This window comes from Streptomyces sp. NBC_00316, from assembly GCF_036158715.1.
Lineage (GTDB): Bacteria > Actinomycetota > Actinomycetes > Streptomycetales > Streptomycetaceae > Streptomyces.
On sequence record NZ_CP108023.1, the window covers coordinates 3,029,698 to 3,050,938 of the forward strand.

At 70.4% G+C, this 21,241-nt stretch carries 13 protein-coding genes; 8 read left to right on the top strand and 5 right to left on the bottom strand.

The genetic code is table 11. From position 1 onward, the window contains the following. Positions 1-145: 145 nt before the first annotated feature. Positions 146-2,749 carry an alpha-glucan family phosphorylase gene (gene glgP / locus OG878_RS13315; protein WP_328886994.1) on the bottom strand — a complete coding sequence of 868 codons (2,604 nt, stop codon included), beginning with the start codon at positions 2,747-2,749 and terminating at the stop codon, positions 146-148. Between the two features lie 724 nt (positions 2,750-3,473). Here glgP and OG878_RS13320 point away from each other — a divergent pair. The 4 genes from OG878_RS13320 to glgB all read left to right on the top strand — a co-directional run bounded on the left by OG878_RS13320 (position 3,474) and on the right by glgB (position 11,464). Further along, positions 3,474-5,540, top strand: coding sequence for an alpha-1,4-glucan--maltose-1-phosphate maltosyltransferase (locus OG878_RS13320; protein WP_328886995.1), 2,067 nt, complete (start codon positions 3,474-3,476; stop codon positions 5,538-5,540). Continuing rightward, positions 5,537-7,243 (top strand): maltose alpha-D-glucosyltransferase, encoded by a 1,707-nt coding sequence (treS, locus tag OG878_RS13325; protein ID WP_328886996.1) that lies wholly within the window; start codon positions 5,537-5,539, stop codon positions 7,241-7,243. The genes OG878_RS13320 and treS overlap by 4 nt, the downstream gene beginning before the upstream one ends. A gap of 282 nt (positions 7,244-7,525) precedes the next feature. Then, entirely contained in the window at positions 7,526-8,926 is a 1,401-nt protein-coding gene (locus OG878_RS13330; RefSeq protein ID WP_328886997.1) for a maltokinase N-terminal cap-like domain-containing protein, read from the top strand. Positions 8,927-9,025: 99 nt separating this feature from the next. Beyond that, positions 9,026-11,464, top strand: coding sequence for a 1,4-alpha-glucan branching enzyme (glgB, locus tag OG878_RS13335; protein ID WP_328886998.1), 2,439 nt, complete (start codon positions 9,026-9,028; stop codon positions 11,462-11,464). Positions 11,465-11,756: 292 nt separating this feature from the next. Here the strand turns inward: glgB and OG878_RS13340 are convergent, their stop codons facing one another. After that, a complete protein-coding gene (locus OG878_RS13340) occupies positions 11,757-13,391 on the bottom strand; it encodes an adenosine deaminase family protein (protein ID WP_443049104.1) in 1,635 nt (544 codons plus the stop codon). Positions 13,392-13,874: 483 nt separating this feature from the next. On the opposite strand from OG878_RS13340, the gene OG878_RS13345 reads away from it, so the two are divergent. Continuing rightward, positions 13,875-14,792 carry a TIGR04222 domain-containing membrane protein gene (locus OG878_RS13345; RefSeq protein WP_328887000.1) on the top strand — a complete coding sequence of 306 codons (918 nt, stop codon included), beginning with the start codon at positions 13,875-13,877 and terminating at the stop codon, positions 14,790-14,792. 12 nt (positions 14,793-14,804) lie between these two features. Here OG878_RS13345 and trxA read toward each other — a convergent pair whose 3' ends face one another. Together trxA and OG878_RS13355 are read right to left on the bottom strand one after the other, a co-directional pair. Beyond that, positions 14,805-15,146 (bottom strand): thioredoxin, encoded by a 342-nt coding sequence (trxA, locus tag OG878_RS13350; protein WP_328887001.1) that lies wholly within the window; start codon positions 15,144-15,146, stop codon positions 14,805-14,807. Between the two features lie 3 nt (positions 15,147-15,149). Continuing rightward, positions 15,150-15,554: a MerR family transcriptional regulator gene (locus OG878_RS13355; protein ID WP_328887002.1), complete on the bottom strand. Its 405-nt coding sequence runs from the start codon at positions 15,552-15,554 to the stop codon at positions 15,150-15,152. A 291-nt stretch (positions 15,555-15,845) separates the two neighbouring features. On the opposite strand from OG878_RS13355, the gene OG878_RS13360 reads away from it, so the two are divergent. Continuing rightward, the gene (locus tag OG878_RS13360; RefSeq protein WP_328891227.1) at positions 15,846-17,261 is read left to right on the top strand and encodes a family 16 glycosylhydrolase; all 1,416 of its coding nucleotides are present in this window, start codon (positions 15,846-15,848) and stop codon (positions 17,259-17,261) included. Between the two features lie 64 nt (positions 17,262-17,325). Here the strand turns inward: OG878_RS13360 and OG878_RS13365 are convergent, their stop codons facing one another. After that, on the bottom strand, positions 17,326-18,690 hold the full coding sequence (locus OG878_RS13365; protein WP_328887003.1) for a cation:dicarboxylate symporter family transporter: 1,365 nt from the start codon (positions 18,688-18,690) through the stop codon (positions 17,326-17,328). A 135-nt stretch (positions 18,691-18,825) separates the two neighbouring features. Here OG878_RS13365 and OG878_RS13370 point away from each other — a divergent pair, with 135 nt between their 5' ends. Both OG878_RS13370 and OG878_RS13375 read left to right on the top strand, forming a co-directional pair. After that, entirely contained in the window at positions 18,826-20,514 is a 1,689-nt protein-coding gene (locus OG878_RS13370; RefSeq protein WP_328887004.1) for a sensor histidine kinase, read from the top strand. Beyond that, positions 20,511-21,185 (top strand): response regulator, encoded by a 675-nt coding sequence (locus tag OG878_RS13375; protein ID WP_328887005.1) that lies wholly within the window; start codon positions 20,511-20,513, stop codon positions 21,183-21,185. Before OG878_RS13370 ends, OG878_RS13375 begins: the two co-directional genes overlap by 4 nt. Positions 21,186-21,241: the final 56 nt, after the last annotated feature.

A 21,241-nucleotide genomic window follows, 5' to 3' on the forward strand; every position in this document is an offset into this window, starting at 1 on the left:
TCATGGACGTGAACGACAGGTCGAGTTGTGAACTCTGCAATGAGTGAGGAACCTAAATGCATCTCATGAACACGTCAAGACATTGTGTTCAGAAAGCGAAGGGGCCCGGCACCTCGCAGGTGCCGGGCCCCGGGGACAGGCGTCGTCAGCGCATCAGCACGCCTGCACCGTCTCCGGTCGATTCCGTCGGCAGTGCCACCAGGCCGAGTTCGGCACTGGTCGCCAGCAGCGGGTGGGCGGGAAGGACCCGCACGGTGTAGCCGTACGGCCCCGTACGGTCGAGGGCGAGCGGACCCTCGTACAGCCAGCGGCCCTCCAGGTCCTGGCCGCCGGTCGGCTTCAGCGGGAAGACCTGGGTGTCCGAGAGTGCATCGGCGGAGTCGACCCGCCCGGCCACCGCCTGCACCTCCACATCGTCCGGCTCCAGCGCTCCGAGGGCGATCCGGACCCGCAGGCCCAGGGTGGACCCCAGCTCGGCCGGGCCGCCCGCGCTGCTCGGCGCCACGGCCTCCACGTGGTCGACGGCGACCCGCGGCCACGCGGCACGGATCCGGGCCTTCCAGTCCGCGAGCTCCCGCGCCGTCGCAACGTCCAGGGAGCGGTGGGCGAGCGCGGCGGGTGCGTACAGCCGCTCCACGTACTCACGCACCATGCGTCCCGCGAGGACCTTGGGACCGAGGGTGCCCACCGTGCGGCGGACCATCTCAACCCAGCGCTCGGGCAGCCCTTCGGCACCCCGGTCGTAGAAGCGCGGCGCGACCCGCTCCTCGATCAGCTCGTACAGGGCGTTCGCCTCCAGCTCGTCGCGCCGGTCCTCGCCCATGGCGGACCCGTCGGCGGTCGGGATCGCCCAGCCGAAGTCCGGCTCGAACCACTCGTCCCACCAGCCGTCGAGCACGGACAGATTGAGACAGCCGTTGAGCGCGGCCTTCATCCCGCTCGTGCCGCACGCCTCCAGCGGCCGCAGCGGGTTGTTGAGCCAGACGTCGCAGCCCGGGTAGAGCTTCTGCGCCATGGAGATCCCGTAGTCGGGCAGGAAGACGATGCGATGGCGGACCCTGGGGTCGTCGGAGAACCGCACCAGCTCCTGGACCAGCCGCTTTCCGCTGTCGTCGGCAGGGTGCGCCTTGCCTGCGACGACGATCTGGATCGGCCGTGCCGGGTGGAGCAGCAGCTCCCTCAGCCGGTCGCGGTCGCGCAGCATCAGGGTCAGCCGCTTGTACGAAGGCACCCGGCGGGCGAAGCCGATGGTGAGCACGTCCGGGTCCAGCACGCCGTCGATCCAGCCGAGTTCGGCCGGCTCCGCGCCGCGGTTGCGCCACGATGCGGTGAGCCTCGAGCGGACCTCGCCCACCAGCTGTTCGCGCAGGGACCGCCGCAGGTCCCAGATCTCCCGGTCCGGGATCCGGTCGGCCGCGTCCCATCGGCCCGGCGTGCCTCCGTACCGGGCCCGGAGCTCGAAGATCTCGGGCGCGACCCAGGTGGGCGCGTGCACCCCGTTGGTCACCGACGTGATCGGCACCTCCTCAGCGTCGAATCCCGGCCACAGTCCCGCGAACATCTTCCGGCTGACCGCCCCGTGCAGGGTGGAGACACCGTTGGCCCGCTGGGCGAGCCGCAGACCCATGACGGCCATGTTGAAGAGGGTGGGCTCACCGCCGGGATAGGTCTCCATGCCCAGCTGCAGGATCCGTTCGACGGCCACACCCGGGAGTTCGCCGTCGTCGCCGAAGTGGCGGGCGATGAGTTCCCGGTCGAAGCGGTCGATGCCGGCCGGCACCGGGGTGTGGGTGGTGAAGACCGTGCCGGCCCGCACCGCCTCCACCGAGGAGTCGAAATCCAGCCCCGTGTCGGCGAGTTCGCGGATGCGCTCCAGCCCGAGGAAGCCCGCGTGACCCTCGTTGGTGTGGAACACCTCGGGGTCCGCGTGCCCGGTGAGCCGGCAGTAGGTCCGCACGGCCCGTACGCCACCGATTCCGAGCAGCATCTCCTGCAGCAGACGGTGCTCGCTGCCGCCGCCGTACAGCCGGTCGGTGACATCGCGCTCGCCCGGCGCGTTCTCCTCGACGTCGGAGTCGAGCAGGAGCAGGGGGATGCGGCCGACCTGGGCCTGCCAGATGCGGGCGTGCAGCGAGCGGCCGCCGGGCAGGTCCAGCACCACGTGGCTCGGTGTTCCGTCGGCCTCGCGCAGCAGCGCGAGCGGGAGTTCGTTCGGGTCGAGGACGGGGTAGTGCTCCTGCTGCCAGCCCTCGCGCGACAGGCTCTGGCGGAAGTAGCCGTGCCGGTAGAGCAGTCCGACGCCGACCAGGGGTACACCGAGGTCGCTGGCCGCCTTCAGATGGTCCCCGGCAAGGATGCCCAGTCCGCCGGAGTACTGGGGAAGGGCTGCCGTCACGCCGAACTCCGGCGAGAAGTAGGCCACGGCAGCGGGCAGTTCCGTGCCCTGCGCCAGCCGCTCCTGGTACCACCGCGGCCCGTCCAGATACTCCTGGAGGGCGCCGGACACCTCGCTGAGCCGGTGCAGGAACTGCTGGTCCCGGGCCAGCTCGGCGAGACGCCCGGCGGAGACGGCGCCGAGCAGGCGTACCGGGTCGGCGTCCGCCGCCCGGCTGCCCTGCGGATCGACCGCCTGGAAGAGCTCACGTGTCTCGGTGTGCCAGGACCAGCGCAGGTTTCGGGCGAGGTCACTGAGCGGTTGAAGGGGATCGGGGAGGACGGGACGCACGGTGAATCGACGAATGGCCTTCACGTATTCCACCTTTACAGGGGACGTACGAATCCGAGGGGACGCACCACGGTGTGCGCCTCTCCGTCACCCTCGACGGTAACGGTGTGCGGCACTGTGCAGCCACGGCGCGCGACCGGCTCACAGCGGACGGCACCCGGTGGAACACCCGCCCCGTCCGCCCCTGACCGGGGCTCCGTGCCCGCTTGCGTCCCTTCCGTCCCACGGCTCCCTCGGTGCAGATACCGGCACAACCGTCACGGGGGTTATGGCCGATTCCGCCCCCTCGTACGGCCTTGTGACACGTCACCCCACAGGGAAGGCTGCCGTGTGGCGCGTACGGAGGCCGGACGGCCGACCGGCCACCGGCGCGGCGCATTCAGACCGTCACATCTACGCCCGAGTAGTTAACAAACCACCGGATTGGCCCCCCGAGAACGGTGGGAAGGCTTACGCGGTACACAGCCCGAATACCGCCCGAATGCGAATCATCCGCGATCCGGCAGCGGATCGTATGCAGTCCGTACGCGTCCGGTGTGCACCGTACTCACCCGTACGCCACACGCGCGCCCCAGCCATTCGAGTGCCATTCGAGTGAACGCGGACAGGAGCGGCCATGCTCACACCCCATCAGCCGTCAACGGAGCAGCTAGAAAGGACGGACCCTCACAGTCGCGGCGTGCTCGCTCAGCCCCTCACGCCTCCGCCGCGCCCCGTGCAGCCCGAGCTCCAGTCCCCAGGTGATTCCATGATCGGTCGCATTCCCGTCCTCGACGTCCGGCCCCTCGTCGACTGCGGCAGAAGGCCCGCGAAGGCCGTGGTCGGTGAGACCTTCCAGGTCACGGCCACCGTGTTCCGGGAAGGCCATGACGCCGTCGCAGCCAACGCGGTTCTGCGGGATCCGAGCGGACGGCCCGGACCCTGGACGCCGATGTACGAGCTCGCCCCCGGGACCGACCGCTGGGGCGCCGACGTCACCCCGGACTCCGAGGGCCGCTGGACGTACACGGTCGAGGCATGGAGCGACCCGGTGACCACCTGGCGCCAGTACGCCCAGATCAAGATCCCCGCTGGGATCGACACCGCGCTCGTCCTGACCGAGGGGGCCGAGCTGTACGAGCGGGGCGCCAAGGGCGTACCGAAGCGGGACGGCCGCGAAGCGGTGCTGGCCGCGGCCGATGCGCTGCGCGACGTGTCGCGTCCGGCCGCCGCCCGGCTCGCCGCGGCGCTTGCTCCCGAGGCCGTCGCCGCGCTCGACCGCCACCCGCTGCGCGAGCTGGTCACCGCCGCCCGCCCGCTCCCCCTGGTCGTCGAGCGCCGACGGGCCCTGTTCGGTTCCTGGTACGAGCTGTTCCCCCGGTCCGAGGGCGCCAGGACCGAACCGGCCGAGCCGGCGAGGACGACCAAGGCGGCGAAGAAGGGCAGGGCGGGAAAGGTATCGGCCAGGACGGAGGAGCAACAGCCGGGAAGGACGATCAGCGGCACGTTCCGTACCGCTGCCGAGCGGCTTCCCGCCGTCGCCGCCATGGGGTTCGACGTCGTCTATCTCCCGCCCGTCCACCCCATCGGAACCACTCACCGCAAGGGCCCCAACAACTCATTGTCCCCGGGCGCCCACGACGTGGGGGTGCCGTGGGCGATCGGTTCGGCCGAAGGGGGGCACGACGCCGTCCACCCCGACCTCGGCACGCTCGACGACTTCGATCACTTCGTCGAGACCGCCCGCACCCTGCGCATGGAGATCGCGCTGGACTTCGCGCTCCAGTGCTCTCCCGACCACCCCTGGGTCGAGCAGCACCCCGAGTGGTTCCACCACCGCGCGGACGGCACCATCGCCTATGCCGAGAACCCGCCCAAGAAGTACCAGGACATCTATCCGATCGCCTTCGACAAGGACCTGCGGGGTCTGGTCGCGGAGACCGTCCGCATCCTCCGGTTCTGGATGGACCACGGCGTACGGATCTTCCGCGTCGACAATCCGCACACCAAGCCGGTCATCTTCTGGGAGAAGGTGATCGCCGACATCAATCGCACCGATCCCGATGTGATCTTCCTGGCCGAGGCGTTCACCCGCCCCGCGATGATGCACACCCTCGCCACGGTCGGCTTCCAGCAGTCCTACACGTACTTCACCTGGCGCAACACCCGGCATGAACTCACGGAGTACGTCACCGAGCTGTCCGGTGAAGCGGCCTCCTACATGCGGCCCAACTTCTTCGTGAACACCCCGGACATCCTGCCGGGCTATCTCCAGGACGGCGGACGCCCGGCCTTCGAGGCCAGGGCCGTGCTCGCCGCGACACTCTCGCCGACCTGGGGCGTGTACGCCGGGTACGAACTGTGCGAGAACACCCCGGTACGGGCCGGCAGCGAGGAGTACCTGAACTCGGAGAAGTACGAAATCCGGCCCAGGGACTGGGAGTCGGCGGAGCGGGAGGGCCGGTCCCTGGCTCCGCTCATCACCTCGCTCAACCGGATCAGACGCCGTCACCCCGCCCTGCAGCAGCTGCGCGACGTGCATTTCCACGCCGCCGACAACGATGCGCTGATCGTCTACAGCAAGCGCTCGGGTTCGAACATCGTTCTGATGGTCGTCAACCTCGACCCTCACCACACCCAGGAGGCCACGGTCTCGTTGGACATGCCGCAACTCGGGCTCGACTGGCACGAGACCGTGCCGGTGCGCGACGAGCTCACCGGCGACACCTATCACTGGGGCAGGACCTTCTATGTGCGCCTAGAGCCGGGCGTCACGCCCGCGCACATCGTCGTCCTGCGACCGTCCCCGCCGACCGGAGGGTCACCCACACCATGATTGTGAACGAGCCTGTCCACGACCTGTTCGAGGACACCCCCGCGAAGGACCGCGATCCCGAGTGGTTCAAGCGCGCCGTCTTCTACGAGGTCCTCGTCCGGTCCTTCCAGGACTCCAACGGCGACGGCATCGGTGACCTCAAGGGGCTCACCGCCAAGCTGGACTACCTCCAGTGGCTGGGCATCGACTGCCTCTGGCTGCCGCCGTTCTTCAAGTCGCCGCTGCGCGACGGCGGCTACGACGTCTCCGACTACACCGCGGTGCTCCCGGAGTTCGGCGATCTCGCCGACTTCGTGGAGTTCGTCGATGCCGCGCACCAGCGCGGGATGCGCGTGATCATCGACTTCGTCATGAACCACACGAGCGATCAGCACGACTGGTTCCAGCAGTCCCGCAGCGACCCGGACGGCCCGTACGGCGACTACTACGTCTGGGCCGACGACGACAAGCAGTTCCCGGACGCCCGGATCATCTTCGTCGACACCGAGACGTCCAACTGGACCTTCGACCCGGTGCGCAAGCAGTACTACTGGCATCGTTTCTTCTCCCACCAGCCCGATCTCAACTACGAGAACCCGGCGGTGCAGGAGGAGATCATCTCCGCACTCCGCTTCTGGCTGGATCTCGGCATCGACGGCTTCCGTCTCGACGCCGTGCCGTACCTCTACCAGCGGGAGAACACCAACTGCGAGAACCTCCCGGAGACCCACGAGTTCCTCAGGCGGGTGCGCAAGGAGATCGATGCGCACTACCCGGACACCGTGCTGCTGGCCGAGGCGAATCAGTGGCCGGAAGACGTCGTCGACTACTTCGGCGACTTCCCGGCCGGCGGCGACGAGTGCCACATGGCGTTCCACTTCCCGGTGATGCCACGGATCTTCATGGCCGTGCGGCGCGAGAGCCGCTACCCGGTCTCCGAAGTCCTGGCGAAGACCCCGGCGATCCCGTCGGGTTGTCAGTGGGGCATCTTCCTGCGCAACCACGACGAGCTCACGCTCGAAATGGTCACGGACGAAGAACGCGACTACATGTACGCGGAGTACGCCAAGGATCCACGGATGCGGGCCAACATCGGCATCCGGCGGAGGCTTGCGTCGCTGCTCGACAACGACCGCAATCAGATCGAGCTGTTCACGGCGCTGCTCCTGTCGCTGCCCGGATCCCCGATCCTCTACTACGGGGACGAGATCGGGATGGGGGACAACATCTGGCTGGGCGACCGGGATGCCGTACGGACCCCCATGCAGTGGACGCCCGACCGGAATGCCGGATTCTCCTCCAGCGATCCGGGGCGGCTCTACCTCCCCACCATCATGGATCCGGTCTACGGCTACCAGGTGACCAATGTGGAGGCGGCGATGGCTTCGCCGTCCTCGTTGCTGCACTGGACGCGGCGGATGATCGAGATCCGCAAGCAGAATCCGGCGTTCGGACTCGGCTCGTACAACGAACTGCCGTCGTCGAACCCCGCCGTGCTCGCCTTCACCCGTGAGCACAAGGACGATCTCGTGCTGTGCGTGCACAACTTCTCGCGGTTCGCGCAGCCGACGGAACTCGATCTGCGGTCGTTCAGCGGGCGTCATCCGGTGGAGCTGATCGGTGGGGTGCGCTTCCCCGCCATCGGCCAGTGGCCCTATCTGCTGACTCTCGCCGGACACGGCTTCTACTGGTTCCGCTTGCGCAAGGATGTGCCGCCGAGTTGATGGCGTGTCATTGCGCACGACTGCTCGCGGGGCGGTTTCCGCCGCCCCGCACGGGGCACTCTCCCCCACATCGAGCTCTTCGGGGCCCTTCGGGGCTCTTCGGGTCAGCACTGCCGGAATTCTCCGGAGCCCTTCCGGGGACCCAGCGGCTCTCAGGAGCCCACACGTCGAGTCCGTACGGATCATCCTGACCCGACACGTCCCGCACAGCCGGACAGCTATTGCCGCAATCCGGGACACTCATCGCATCCTGTGGTGTGCCCGGGGAAAGGACGCGATGCCATGTCGGAGGCTGCATCCACTCGGGTCGCCCTCGCAAACAGCACAGCCCTGCTCCCGTCACTCGCCCCCCTGCTGCATGAATGGCTGCCCCGGCAGCGGTGGTTCGCGGGCAAGGGACGGCCGGTCACGGCCTTCTCCCTGGTCTCGGCCACCGAAATACTGCCGGTGGACGCCGATTCCGCGGGTATCGGGACCGGGCCGGGTCTGCTCCATCTGCTGGTCCGGGTCCACCAGCCGACCATGCCCGCCCAGTCGCCCGAGGACTGCTACCAAATGCTGCTCGGGGTGCGGACCACACTGCCGCCCCGGCTCGCCCCTGCCCTCATCGGCCATGTGAAAGGCGGGCCGCTCGCCGGCCGCGCGGTCTACGAGGGGCTGCACGACCCGCGCCTGGCCGAACTCCTGCTGGAACGGCTCCGTACCCCCGGCACGCTCGGCACGCTCCGCTTCGACCGGGGCGCCGCCCCCATCCCGTCCGGGCTCACCCCACGGGTGCTCGACACCGAGCAGTCCAACTCCTCCCTCGTCTACGGCAACGCCTACATCCTCAAGATCTTCCGTCGGGTCTTCCCCGGCACCAACCCCGATCTGGAACTGCCGCTCGCGCTCTCCCGGGAGGGCTGCGGGCGGGTACCGGAACCCGTCGCCTGGTTCGAGGCCGCGGCGCCGGAACAGCTCACCCTCGGCGTCCTCCAGCCGTTCCTGCGCGGCGCGGAGGACGGCTGGCAGCTGGCGCTGCGCGCGCTGGGCGCCGGCCATGACTTCACCCGCGAGGCCCGCGCCCTCGGCCGGGCCACCGCCGAGGTGCACACGGCGCTCGCCACCGCACTGCCGACGCCCGTGCTGCGCCGGTCCCAGACCGAGCACCTCGCCGCCGGCATGCTCCAGCGGCTGGAGGCGGCCGCCCAGGCGGTCCCGTCGCTCGTGCCGTACGTCCCCGGGCTGCGCACCGCGTTCGACGCCATTGCCGCACTCGGCCACAAGGGTCACAGCTGGGCGGCTCAGCGGGTCCACGGCGACCTCCATCTCGGCCAGACGCTGCGTGCGGCCGACGGCTTCTGGTCGCTGATCGACTTCGAGGGCGAACCGACGCGCCCGCTCCTGGAGCGCCGCCGCCCGCAACCGCCTGTGCGCGATATCGCGGGCATGCTCCGCTCCTTCGACTACGCGGCCCGCTCGCACCGGCCCTGGAACGCCGAGTGGGCGGCCCGCTGCCGGTCGGCCTACTGCGACGGGTACGCGGAGGCGGCGGGCGTCGACCCGCGCAGCGAACCGGAGTTGTTGCGGGCCCATGAGACCGACAAGGCGGTGTACGAGGTGCTCTACGAGGCCCGGCACCGGCCCGACTGGCTGCCGGTCCCGATGGCCGCGATCCACCGGCTGGCCGCCGCCGTCGACTGATGTCCGCGCAAGCGCGCTGCTCCCGGCCCGGCGGGCTTCTCCCTGCCCGGGTCCACCTGATTCCTGCCTCACCCACACCCCCCGAGGAGGCTGTCCCCTGTGACCGCCCGCAAGCCGTCCCGCAACGTGCCCGATCCCACCGCGACCCCGTCCATGCCTGCGGCCACACCCCTCACATCGGCCACGCAAGCCGCGCCGGGCACGACCGCCACGCCGGACGCGCCGGCCCCGGCGGGCCCCGCGGCCTCCGCAGCCACCCCGGCCAAGCGGAAGAAGGCGGCCGAGAAGCGGGCCGCCGCCTCGCCCCCGCGGCCGCGCCGCGGCGGCGGCCGCGGGGTGCGGCCGGTGCGTGCCCTCGACGACGGCGACCGGGGGCGGCTGCTCGCCGGTGAGCACCACGCCCCGCACGATCTGCTCGGTGCGCACATGGTCCGCGGCGGTGTGGTGGTCCGGGTGCTGCGTCCGTTCGCCCGTTCCGTGACCGTGCTCGCCAAGGGGCTGCGGGCGGAACTCCACGACGACGGCGACGGTCTCTTCTCCGGCCTGCTGCCGGTGCCGTCCGTCCCCGAGTACCAGCTCCTGGTCGCCTACGACGACAACGAGATCGAGGTCCACGACCCGTACCGCTTCCTGCCCGCGCTCGGCGATCTCGATCTGCATCTGATCGGCGAGGGGCGGCACGAGGAGCTGTGGACCGCCCTCGGCGCGCAGCCCATGGAGCACCAGGGGGTCGCCGGTACCCGGTTCACCGTCTGGGCGCCCAATGCCCGCGGTGTGCGTGTCATCGGTGAATTCAACTACTGGGACGGCACCGGCTTCCCGATGCGTTCGCTCGGTTCCAGCGGAGTCTGGGAACTGTTCCTCCCGGCGATCGGGGAGGGTGCGCTCTACAAGTTCGACATCTGCCGCCCGGACGGTTCGCACACGGTGCGCGCCGACCCGATGGCCCGCCACACCGAGGTCCCTCCCGCCAATGCCTCGGTCGTGACGGCCTCGCACCATGAGTGGCGGGACCAGGAGTGGATGGCCCACCGCGGGGACGTACCCGTGCACGAGGCACCCCTGTCCGTGTACGAGGTGCATCTGCCGTCCTGGCGGCCGGGGCTCACCTACCGCCAGCTGGCCGATCAACTCCCTTCATACGTACGGGATCTGGGGTTCACGCATGTGGAGCTGATGCCGGTCTCCGAGCATCCCTTCGGCGGCTCCTGGGGCTATCAGGTCACCGGTTTCTACGCCCCGACGTCGCGCATGGGCAGCCCGGACGACTTCCGGCATCTGATCGACGCGCTGCACCGGTCCGGCATCGGCGTCATCGTCGACTGGGTGCCCGCGCACTTCCCGCGTGACGACTGGGCGCTCGCCGAGTTCGACGGCCGCCCGCTGTACGAGCACTCCGACCCGACGCGGGCCGCGCATCCCGACTGGGGCACCCTCGAATTCGACTTCGGCCGCACCGAGGTACGCAACTTCCTGGTCGCCAACGCAACGTACTGGTGCGAGGAGTTCCACATCGACGGGCTGCGGGTCGATGCCGTCGCCTCCATGCTCTACCTCGACTATTCGCGCGAGGACGGGGAATGGGCTCCGAACGAGCACGGCGGCCGGGAGAATCTGGATGCCGTCGCCTTCCTCCAGGAGATGAACGCCACCGTCTACCGGCGCAATCCGGGCGTCGTCACCATCGCCGAGGAATCCACCGCCTGGGACGGCGTCACCCGGGCCACCCACCATGTCGGCCCCGGCGGCTTCGGCGGTCTCGGCTTCGGCCTGAAGTGGAACATGGGCTGGATGCACGACTCCTTGGAGTACGTGTCGAAGGAGCCGGTGCACCGCAAGTACCACCACAACGAGATGACCTTCTCGATGGTGTACGCGTACAGCGAGAACTACGTGCTGCCGATCTCGCACGACGAGGTGGTGCACGGCAAACGGTCGCTGGTCAGCAAGATGCCCGGTGACTGGTGGCAGCAGCGCGCCAACCACCGGGCGTACCTGGGATTCATGTGGGCCCACCCCGGCAAGCAACTCCTCTTCATGGGGCAGGAGTTCGCCCAGGGTGCGGAGTGGTCCGAGGGGCACGGCCCGGACTGGTGGCTGCTCGACCCGTCGTACGCGGCAGAGAGCGACCACCGGGGCGTCCGGACCCTGGTCAGCGATCTGAACAGGGTGTATGGCAACACGCCCGCGCTCTGGCAGCGGGACACGGTGCCGGAGGGCTTCTCCTGGGTGGTCGGCGACGCGGCCGAGGACAACGCCTTCGCCTTCCTGCGCTACGACGCGCACGGCGCGCCGCTCCTCGCCGTCTGCAACTTCTCTCCCGTGGTGCGGCACGACTACCGGCTCGGGGTCCCGGACGTGCTCGGCGCTCCCGTGGCGTGGGCGGAGGTCCTCAACACGGATGCGGCGCAGTACGGGGGCAGCGACGTGCGCAGCACCGGGCCGCTGAAGCCGGAGTCGGTGGGTGCGCACGGCAGGCCGGCCAGCATTCTGCTGACCCTGCCACCGCTGGCGACGGTCTGGCTGCAGCCGGTGTGAGGGCGCGGGGCCCCGGAACGCCCGGAGCCCCCGCAGCCGGCGACGAAGAAGAAGCCGAAGCTCAGCCGGATGTTCGGCCTCGCCGCCGTCCCGGGCGGACGTGTCCCGTGAGGGTTCCGGCTCGCTTCATGATCGCCCCACGGGAAAGCCGGTGCGCTCCGGCATGACCACGGTCCGCGGCCCGGCCGGTGGCTGCGCCGGGTGGACAGGGCGGTGGCCCGGCTGAGAGATCAGCCGGGCCACCGGGTGTGCATGGAGTCCGGTCACCGTGTCGGTGACGGTGGGCGCCGGGTCATCGTCCGGCTGCGACGAGCGCGTTGACGGTGCGGGACCCGGTCCTCGCCTTGGCGCCGAATTTGCGCTCGAAGGTACGGAAAGCGCCCTCCTGCTTCCACTCCAACGCGCCCTTGGCACTGGACGCGAGGAACCGGGCGCAGCGCGGGCCGGGGGTGGGATCGCCGAGGCGGTTCCGGGCGCACTCCGGGACGGCCTGGTAGCCGCCGCGGTGGCGCCACAGGCTGCGGCCCTGCAGGAAGCCGTATTCCAGGGAGGTGCGGGCCAGGCCCTTCAGCACCCGGTAGTCCAGCCCGTAGGTGAGCGCGGCCCGCTGGTACTCGCGGCTGATGTCGGTCCGCTCGACCCCGGCGTCGTCGGTGGCGAGGGCGACCGGGACACCGTACCTGCGGTACAAGGGGAAGGGGTGACGCCAGCCCGTGACGCCCAGGACCTGCGCGTTGCTGGTGAGCGGGACTTCCACCAGCACATGCCGCCGGGCCATCAGACGCAGCAGTTCCCGGTAGTCGTCCTCGTGGCGGATGTCGACGCCGTGGCCGATGCGGTCGGTGCCGGCGGTGAGCACGGCGTCACGGACGTGGAAGCGCAGATCCTCGGGCTTGACCAGGCCGGGGACGAGCTCGCCCGCGTGCAGGGTGAGCGGAACATCGGGATACACACCGCGCAGGTACTTCAGCATGCGCATCTGCAGACGGTAGTCGGCGAGCGCCACCGAACCGTCCTCGGGCTGCACGAGGTTCAGCGATACGAAGCGGGGATCGCGCCGGGCCAGTTCCACGCCGAGCAGCATCTGGGTGAAGACCACCTCGCGCGTACCGCCACGCGACACCTGGGAGATGAACCGCACCGGCAGCGAGCACCCGGCGTCGGGGTGGTGGGTGTCGCAGTGCGCGGCGGACCGGAACTCGTCGAGCAGCGAGTCCGTCTGGCTCATCGCCTGCCGGACGACGGCGTCCATGCCGCCGTCGGCCAGCAGCTTGTCGCGCAGCCGGGACAGGTCACTGTCGTACCCGACCTTGGCGGCAAGGGCGGCAGCCGCGTTGTAGGCGGGGGTCAGCATGGTCTCGAGGTAGAACTGGTGCTGCTTCGCGACCGAGGTGGAGACCTGGGCCAGCAGTCGCCCGGGCTGGAGTCCGCTGACCGCACCGAACTTTCCGAAGGTGGCGAAGAAGTGGTCGTGGCTGCTCTCGCCCTGACCGGGCTTGAAGTCCTGCATGGACCAGGCGCGGATGACCTGACGCCGGAAAGCGGGGTCGGTGACGGTGTCGGCCGCCGGGCGGGTGTTGCCCGTGCAGGGCGGCGCGCTCGCTGTGAGGGTGGTCCTGTCGATGCAGTAGCCGGCCTCGACAGCGATTTTCAGCAACAGCTCGGTGGTCGCCGCGCCCGAAAGGTGGTTGTGGAGGTCTGCGCCCTTGGGCAGTGCCCTGAAGAAGGCGGCCAACGCCCCCGGGCGGTCGCGCACGTCTCGCAGGTACGCCGAGACGCGGGCCTCGGCACGAGTGGGTCCGTTCGCTTCTTTCTCCGCGGCCTGGGACAGCTGAGTGGATGTCAGGGTGAGCACCAGTGCGGCGCTCAGGACCGGCGCGAGCCGGGCAGTACGGCGCCGCGCGAGAGACAGAGCTGAGAGAGGCATGTCGATCATCCTCCGGCAGTCGGCCACGACGGGAATATCCGACATGCCGCTTGTCACCCGGGCGACGCATCCGGCTGAATCGGGCCGGGTTCGACGGGGACTCCCCACGAGGCAAGGCCGTTCCGTGCCGGAGGAGCGCCCGAAGGAAGTGGCGCGGGCGGGAGGTACGTCCGGTCCCGGAGCATGACGCATGCCGGGCCGTCGCGCCGTGGCCGGACGCCGGTGCGGAGAGCCGGCGCACGCGGGCACGTCGGACCTCGGCCCGACGCCGCCCGGCCCGAACACCGATGCCAATGTCGCCGGTGCGCCGGTCGCGCCGATGCGGCGGCGGTCCGCGAGCAGTGACCGGATGCCCCGGCGACGTCGGACACAAAGCTCAGAACAACCTCTGAAATCCGGCCTGTTCGGGTTGGGCAGGCTTCAGGCGGAGACACCCCTCACATACGCATTTTCATCCGGAGCACGTCCGGATCGGGGGCTGTCATGGGGACCACACTCACGCTCATCGACGCCGCGACCGCGCTGGTCGCCATCACCGCCTGCCTGACCCTGTCCGGTCGGCGGCTGCTGCCGTGGCGGCGCGGGAAGCGCCCGCCCGAGCTGGGCCCGTACGATGCGGCGTTCCTGGCCGGCGGACCGGAGCGGGTGGTGGAGACCGCGCTCCACACCCTGTGGGGCAGTGACAACAACGTCGCGATCGGGTCGGGCGGCCGGCTGCGGTTGCCGGAGCCCTGGACGGAGCCCGCGCATCCGGTGGAGCACGCCGTGGTCGGGAAGTGGCGGAGCTCGGGCTCCACGACGCCGACGCTCCTGCGGGTACGAACGGCGCGGGCCGGGGCCGTGCGCGAGGTCGGCGACCGGCTCGTCTCGTACGGTCTGCTGCTGTCCCCGCCACGCGCCCTGGCCCGCCTGTTTGCCGCGCGGGGCCTGGTCGTCGTCCTGTGCGCCACCGTGGTCCTCGCCGCCTTCGCCCTCCCGCTGGGGCTGCGGCACACCGCGCCGTTCGTCGCGGTGGCCGCCTGCTGCCTGGCCGTGCGGATGCTGTGTTCGGCGCGGGGCCGGCTGACCCCGGCGGGCCGCCGCCGCCTGGCAGCGATACGCAGCCGCGAGCCATGGGCGTCGGCCGCGCTCGGAGCGGTGGTGTTCGACGGGCGGGGCGGGCTGCCGGGCGAGCGCCGGCGTCAGCGGCGGGGCGTGGAGACGGGCGGGCGTCTGCCGTCGGTGGGACGGATGCTGATCAAGTTCGGCAAGGCGCTGGACGACGACCGGGACCCGTACGACAGCGGCCACGACTCCGGCAACTGGTACGACTCGTACGGCTCGCACGGCGCCTCGTACGACGGCGGAGGCCACCATCACAGCTGCGGCGGCGGCAGCAGCTGTGGCGGCGGCAGCGACTGAGCCCCTCGCGGCTCACACCGTCTCGAACACGCCCTCCAGCTCCTGCAGGAGCCTGCGCTTGGGCCGGGCGCCCACCATCGACTTCACCGGTTCGCCGGACCGGAACACCATCAGGGTCGGCATCGACAGCACCGCGTAGCGGCTCGTGATGCCCGGGTTGGCGTCCACGTCGATCTGGACGACCTTGATGCGCCCGGCCTCCTCGGCCGCGATCGCACTGAGCACGGGGGCGAGCTGGCGGCACGGTCCGCACCAGTCGGCGGTGAACTCGACCAGGACGGGCAGCTCGGCCGCCAGCACCGCCCCGTCGAAGGTGGCGTCGGTGACCTCGGCCACACCCTCTGCATGAATCATCTGTCATCCTCCCAGTTCACAACGTGGTTCCGGGCCGCCAGGAAGCTCGGCCGCGGCCTCCAGCTCGGCCCTCGCGAGCTGCGCGCCCACCTGGGCGCGGACCGACTGGAGCTGTTCGATGAGCGAGTCGAGCTCGCCGAGCTTGCGCCGGTAGACGGCGAGCGAGGCGGGGCAGGAGTCGCCGGCCGGATGGCCGGCGCGCAGGCAGTCGACGAACGGCCGGGTCTCCTCCAGCTCGAACCCGAAGTCCTGCAGGGTCCGGATCTGCTGCAGCAGGCGCAGATCGTCCTCGTCGTAGGTGCGGTACCCGTTCACGGCCCGCCGCGCAGGCAGCAGTCCGCGTGACTCGTAGTAACGCAGAGTCCGCGTCGTCGTTCCGGCCCGCTCGGCCAGCTCCCCGATTCGCATGCTTCGACGGTAAAGGTTGACGCGGACGTCAGGGCAAGCGCGGGGCCCTCCTCCCTGCACATTCCTTCAACTGCCTTCTACATTCAAGAAGTTAAGAGCGCAGCGCCATTGACGGCCTCCCCGCGTGCACCTACAAAAGCCTGAGAGCGCTCTCACGACCGGTACCTCGTTCCCGTTCCCCCGCCCCCACCGGAGAGGTGTCCCTTGAACGCGAGCCGCATCCACCTGCCCGCCCACTCCCCCACCTCCACTCCCCACAGACGCACCACCGCACTCGCCGCGCTGACCGTGATGGCCCTGGTCCTGGCCGGGCTGGCGACCGTCCTCGGCTCCGGGTCCGCTCGCGGCGCGGTCCCTCCGGCACCCGGCTGGGACCTGAAGTGGAGCGACGACTTCAACGGCGCCGACCGCTCCCTCCCCTCGGCCGCGAACTGGCAGATCGACACCGGCCACGCCTACCCGGGCGGCCCCGCGAACTGGGGCACGGGTGAGATCCAGAACTACACCGCCAGCCCCGACAACCTCAGCCTCGACGGCAACGGAAACCTCCGGATCACCCCGCTCCGCGACGGTGCGGGCAACTGGACCTCCGGCCGGATCGAGACCACGCGCTCCGACTTCAAGGCCCCGGCGGGCGGCACGCTGCGCATCGAGAGCCGGATCCAGATGCCGAACGTCACCGGGAACGCGGCGCTCGGCTACTGGCCCGCGTTCTGGGCGCTCGGCTCCCCGTACCGCGGCAACTACTGGAACTGGCCGGGCATCGGCGAGTTCGACATCATGGAGAACGTCAACGGGATCAACTCCGTCTGGGGCGTGCTGCACTGCGGCGTGAACCCGGGCGGCCCGTGCAACGAGACCAGCGGCATCGCGAGCAACCGGGCCTGCCCCGGCTCCAGTTGCCAGTCGGCGTTCCACACGTACACCTTCGAGTGGGACCGCGCCGTCACCCCCAATGCGCTGCGCTGGTACGTGGACGGCCAGCAGTTCCACTCCGTCTCCCAGAGCCAGCTGGACGCCGGCACCTGGGCCAACATGACCGAGCACGCGGGCTACTTCGTCCTGCTCAACCTCGCGATCGGTGGCGCGTTCCCCAACGCACTGGCCGGCAGCACACCCACCGCGGAGACCGTCCCGGGCCGCCCCATGCTCGTCGACTACGTCGGTGTCTGGACCAAGGGCGGCGGGGGCAGCACCGATCCGACCGATCCCCCGGACCCGACCGATCCGCCGTCCGGCTCCTCCGACCTCACGCTCCGCTCCGGCGGCGGTCTCGGTGCGGCGGAGGCGTCCGGCTCGGCCGTGACCCTCGCCTCGGCGGGCGGCGCCAACTACGACGGCACCCCGCACAGCCCGCAGACCTTCACCGCCTCGGGCATCACCCGGACGTACAACGGCGGGGCCACACAGTTCGACCTGTTCGTCGACGCCGGCACGACCGTCGCCAACGGACAGCAGGTGAGAGTGAGCTATGACCGTACGGGCGACGGAACCTGGGACCGCACGGAGACGTACAACTACTTCCCCACCGACCCGGTCACCGGCTACGAGCACTACACGCAGGGCAAGGGGCTCATGGCCTCGACAGGGAGCCAGGGCAATCTGGTGAACGGCAAGGTCAGGGTGGAGATCTGGAACGCCATCGGCAACGGCTCCAGCACCGTCGGCGTCGGCAACCAGTCGGTCGTCCACATCCCGTTCGGCTGACCCGCAGGCCGACATGCGTGTGCGGCCGGTACGGGAGTCCCGTACCGGCCGCACACCCGCCTCGTTACGCCTTCGCCAGCGAGGGCTTCTCGTCGTCGCCGCCCCGGGACTCCGGGACGTACGGCTCGGAGGGACCTTCGTCCGTGATCATCCGCTCGTCGAACGGAATGGATCCGGACAGCACCTGGTCCACCCGCTCCCTGTCGATCTCCTTGGTCCACGTGCCGACCAGCACCGTGGCGACCGCGTTGCCCGCGAAGTTCGTCAGGGCGCGGGCCTCGCTCATGAAGCGGTCGATGCCGACGATCAGGCCGACGCCGTCGACCAGCCCGGGGCGGTGGGACTGCAGGCCGCCCGCCAGCGTGGCGAGGCCCGCACCGGTGACGCCCGCCGCGCCCTTCGAGGCGACGATCATGAAGAGCAGCAGGGAGACCTGCTCCCCCGCGCTCAGCGGGTCGCCCATCGCGTTGGCGATGAAGAGCGAGGACATCGTCAGATAGATGGCGGTGCCGTCGAGGTTGAACGAGTAGCCGGTCGGCACCGTGATGCCCGCGACGGACTTGCTGACGCCCAGGTGCTCCATCTTCGCGATGAGCCGCGGCAGCGCGGACTCCGACGACGAGGTGGAGAGGATCAGCAGGAACTCGCGGCCCAGGTACTTCAGCAGGAGCAGCAGATTCACCCCGGCGACCAGCCGCAGGATCGTGCCGAGCACCACGAAGACGAAGATCGCGCAGGTGATGTAGAAGCCGACCATGATGATCGCGAGGGACTTCAGCGCGTCGACGCCGGTCTCGCCGACCACGGCCGCCATCGCGCCGAACGCGCCGACCGGGGCGGCCCACATGATCATGGCGAGGACGCGGAAGACGAGTCGCTGGATGTGGCCGATGCCGCGCAGGACCGGTTCACCGGCGGAGCCCATGGCCTGGAGCGCGAAACCCGCGAGCAGGGCGACGAGCAGGGTCTGGAGCACTTCGCCCTCGGTGAAGGCGGAGATCATCGTCGTCGGGATGATGCCCAGCAGGAAGTCCACGGTGGACTCGCTCGCGCCGGCCGCCTGCTTCTCACCGGCGGCGCGCACCGCTTCGGTGAGGTGGAGGCCCTGTCCGGGCTCCAGGATGTTGCCGACGAGCAGACCGATGGCGAGGGCCACGGTCGACATCACCAGGAAGTAGCCGAGTGCGAGCCCGCCGACCGCGCCGACCTTGGCGGCCTTACGGACCGAGCCGACGCCCAGCACGATCGTGCAGAAGATGATCGGCGAGATCATCATCTTGATGAGGTTCACGAAGCCGGTACCGATCGGCTTCAGCTCGACGGCGAATCCGGGGGCCGCGAAGCCCACCAGGATGCCGAGTGCCACAGCGCCGATCACGGCGAGATACAGATAGTGCGTACGGTCCCGCCTGGCGGCTGGCACTCCCACGGGTGTCTCCTCGGCTCGTCCTTGTCCGTCCCCCGCCCCTGTCCCCGGGGCCTCGGCGAATATCCCGCCCCTTGTGACGGCCGTCACCCTTACGTGCATTTCGTTCATACGTTTTCGGCCAGGCAGACTGTGGCCATGCGCCTTCCCCGCCCCCGTACCCGTCCGCGCAGCCTGGCCGGTCAGCTCTTCGCGATGCAGGTGGTGCTGGTCGCGGCCGTGGTGGCGGGATGTGCGTTCTTCGCGTACGTGTCCGGCAGCGCGCAGGCGGAGGAGACCGCGACGCGGCAGGTCAGGGCGGCGGCGCTGGCGGTGGCCGATTCCCCTTCGGTGCGGGAGGCGATCCGCACCCCGGACCCGTCCGCCGTGCTGCAGCCGTACGCGGAGCAGGTCCGCAAGGACACCGGGATCGCCTTCGTCACGATCATGAGCCCGGACCGGATCCGCTGGACGCACCCCGACGTCGACCGGATCGGTGAGACGTTCCTCGGGCACACGGCGCGGGCGCTGCGCGGGGAAACGTTCTCGGAGACGTACACCGGCACGCTCGGAGCCTCGATCCGGGTCGTCACCCCGATCCGGGACGGCGGCAGGATCACCGGTCTGGTCAGCGCGGGCATCACGGTCGAGCGGGTCTCCTCGCAGGTACGGGCGCAGCTCGGCGCGCTGGGGCTCGCGGCGGGCGGGGCGCTCGCCCTGGGCGGCGTCGGTACGTATGTGATCAACGCCCGGCTGCGGCGCCACACACACGGGATGAACGCCGCCGAGCTGAGCCGGATGCACGACTACCACCAGGCCACGCTGCACGCGGTGCGCGAGGGGCTGCTGATGCTCGACGGGCGGCGCAGGATCGCGCTGATCAACGACGCGGGCCGGGACCTGCTCGGGCTGCCGCCGGGTGCGGTCGGGCGCCGGGTCGCCGATCTGGAGCTCCCTCCCCCGCTGACCGGGGCGCTGCTCGCCTCCGAGGAGCGGGTCGACGAACTGCATCTGACGGCGGATCGGGTGATCGTGGTGAATACCCGTCCGGTGGTGGGCGGCGAGCAGCGCGGTACGGTCGTGACCCTGCGCGACCACACGGAACTCCAGGCGCTGTCCGGCGAGTTGGACTCGGAGCGGGGTTTCACCCAGGCGCTGCGCTCGCAGGCGCACGAGGCGGCGAACCGGCTGCACACGGTCGTCTCGCTGATCGAGCTCGGCCGGGCGCAGGACGCGGTCGGCTTCGCCACGGCGGAGCTGGAGCTGGCCCAGGTCCTCACCGACCGGGTGGTCGGCGCCGTCGCCGAACCGGTACTGGCGGCGCTGCTGCTGGGCAAGGCCGCGCAGGCGAACGAGCGGGGGGTGGAACTGGTGCTCGCGGACGACAGCGTGATCGACGACGGGGCGCTGCCGGCGACGCTGCCGCAGCGCGATCTGGTGACGATCCTCGGCAATCTGATCGACAACGCGGTGGACGCGGCGTCGGAGGCGGCGACGGGCCCGTCCGCCGCCGGTGCCGTTCCCGGTCAGCGCGGTCCTGCGGCCGGCCGCCCGGTCCGCGCCCGGGTCACCGTCACCGCGGTCGCCGACGACGGTGAGCTGCTGCTGCGGGTCGCCGACACCGGGGCCGGGGTCGACCCGGGCGACGCCGCCGAGGTGTTCCACCGCGGCTGGTCGACGCACGGTGCCGGCCGCGGGCTCGGGCTGGCCCTGGTCCGGCAGGCCGTGCACCGCAACGGCGGGACGGTCACCCTGGGTGAGGGGCCGGACAGCGGCGCGGAGTTCACCGTGCGGCTGCCGCTGACGCCCGTACCGACGCCGCACCCCCCGAAGGAGCCGACCCCGTGATCCAGGTGCTGGTCGTCGAGGACGACCCCGTGGCCGCCGACGCCCACAGGCTGTATGTCAGCCGTGTCCCCGGCTTCACCGTGGCCGCGGTCGCGCATTCGCGTGCGGAGGCCGTGCGGGCGCTGGACCGTACCCCCGTCGATCTGCTGCTCCTGGATCTGTATCTGCCCGACGGGCACGGTCTGCAGCTGCTGCGTGCGCTGCGCGCGGCGGGGCACGCGGCGGATGTCATCGCCGTGACGTCGGCACGCGATCTGGCGGTGGTCCGGGAAGGGGTGTCGCTCGGGGTCGTCCAGTACGTCCTGAAGCCGTTCACCTTCGCCACCTTGCGCGACCGCCTCGTGCGGTACGCCGAGTTCCGTGCGGCGGCCGGTGAGGCGAGCGGCCAGGAGGAGGTGGACCGGGCTCTCGGCGCGCTCCGGGCTCCGCAGCCGGCCCGGCTGCCCAAGGGGCTGAGCAGCCCGACGCTGGAGGCGGTGACCCGTACGCTGCGGGCCTCCACGGACGGGGTGACCGCGGCCGCGGCGGGGGTGGAGCTGGGCATCTCCCGGATCACCGCACGCCGCTATCTGGAGCATCTGGTGACGGTGGGCCGCGCCGTCCGCAGTCCGCAGTACGGGCAGATCGGGCGGCCGGAGCTGCACTACCGATGGGTGGCCGAAACTCGCTGACGTTCTCCGACCGCATGTCCCACGCACCCCCCTCATGCACAACAAGCGCTTCCTGC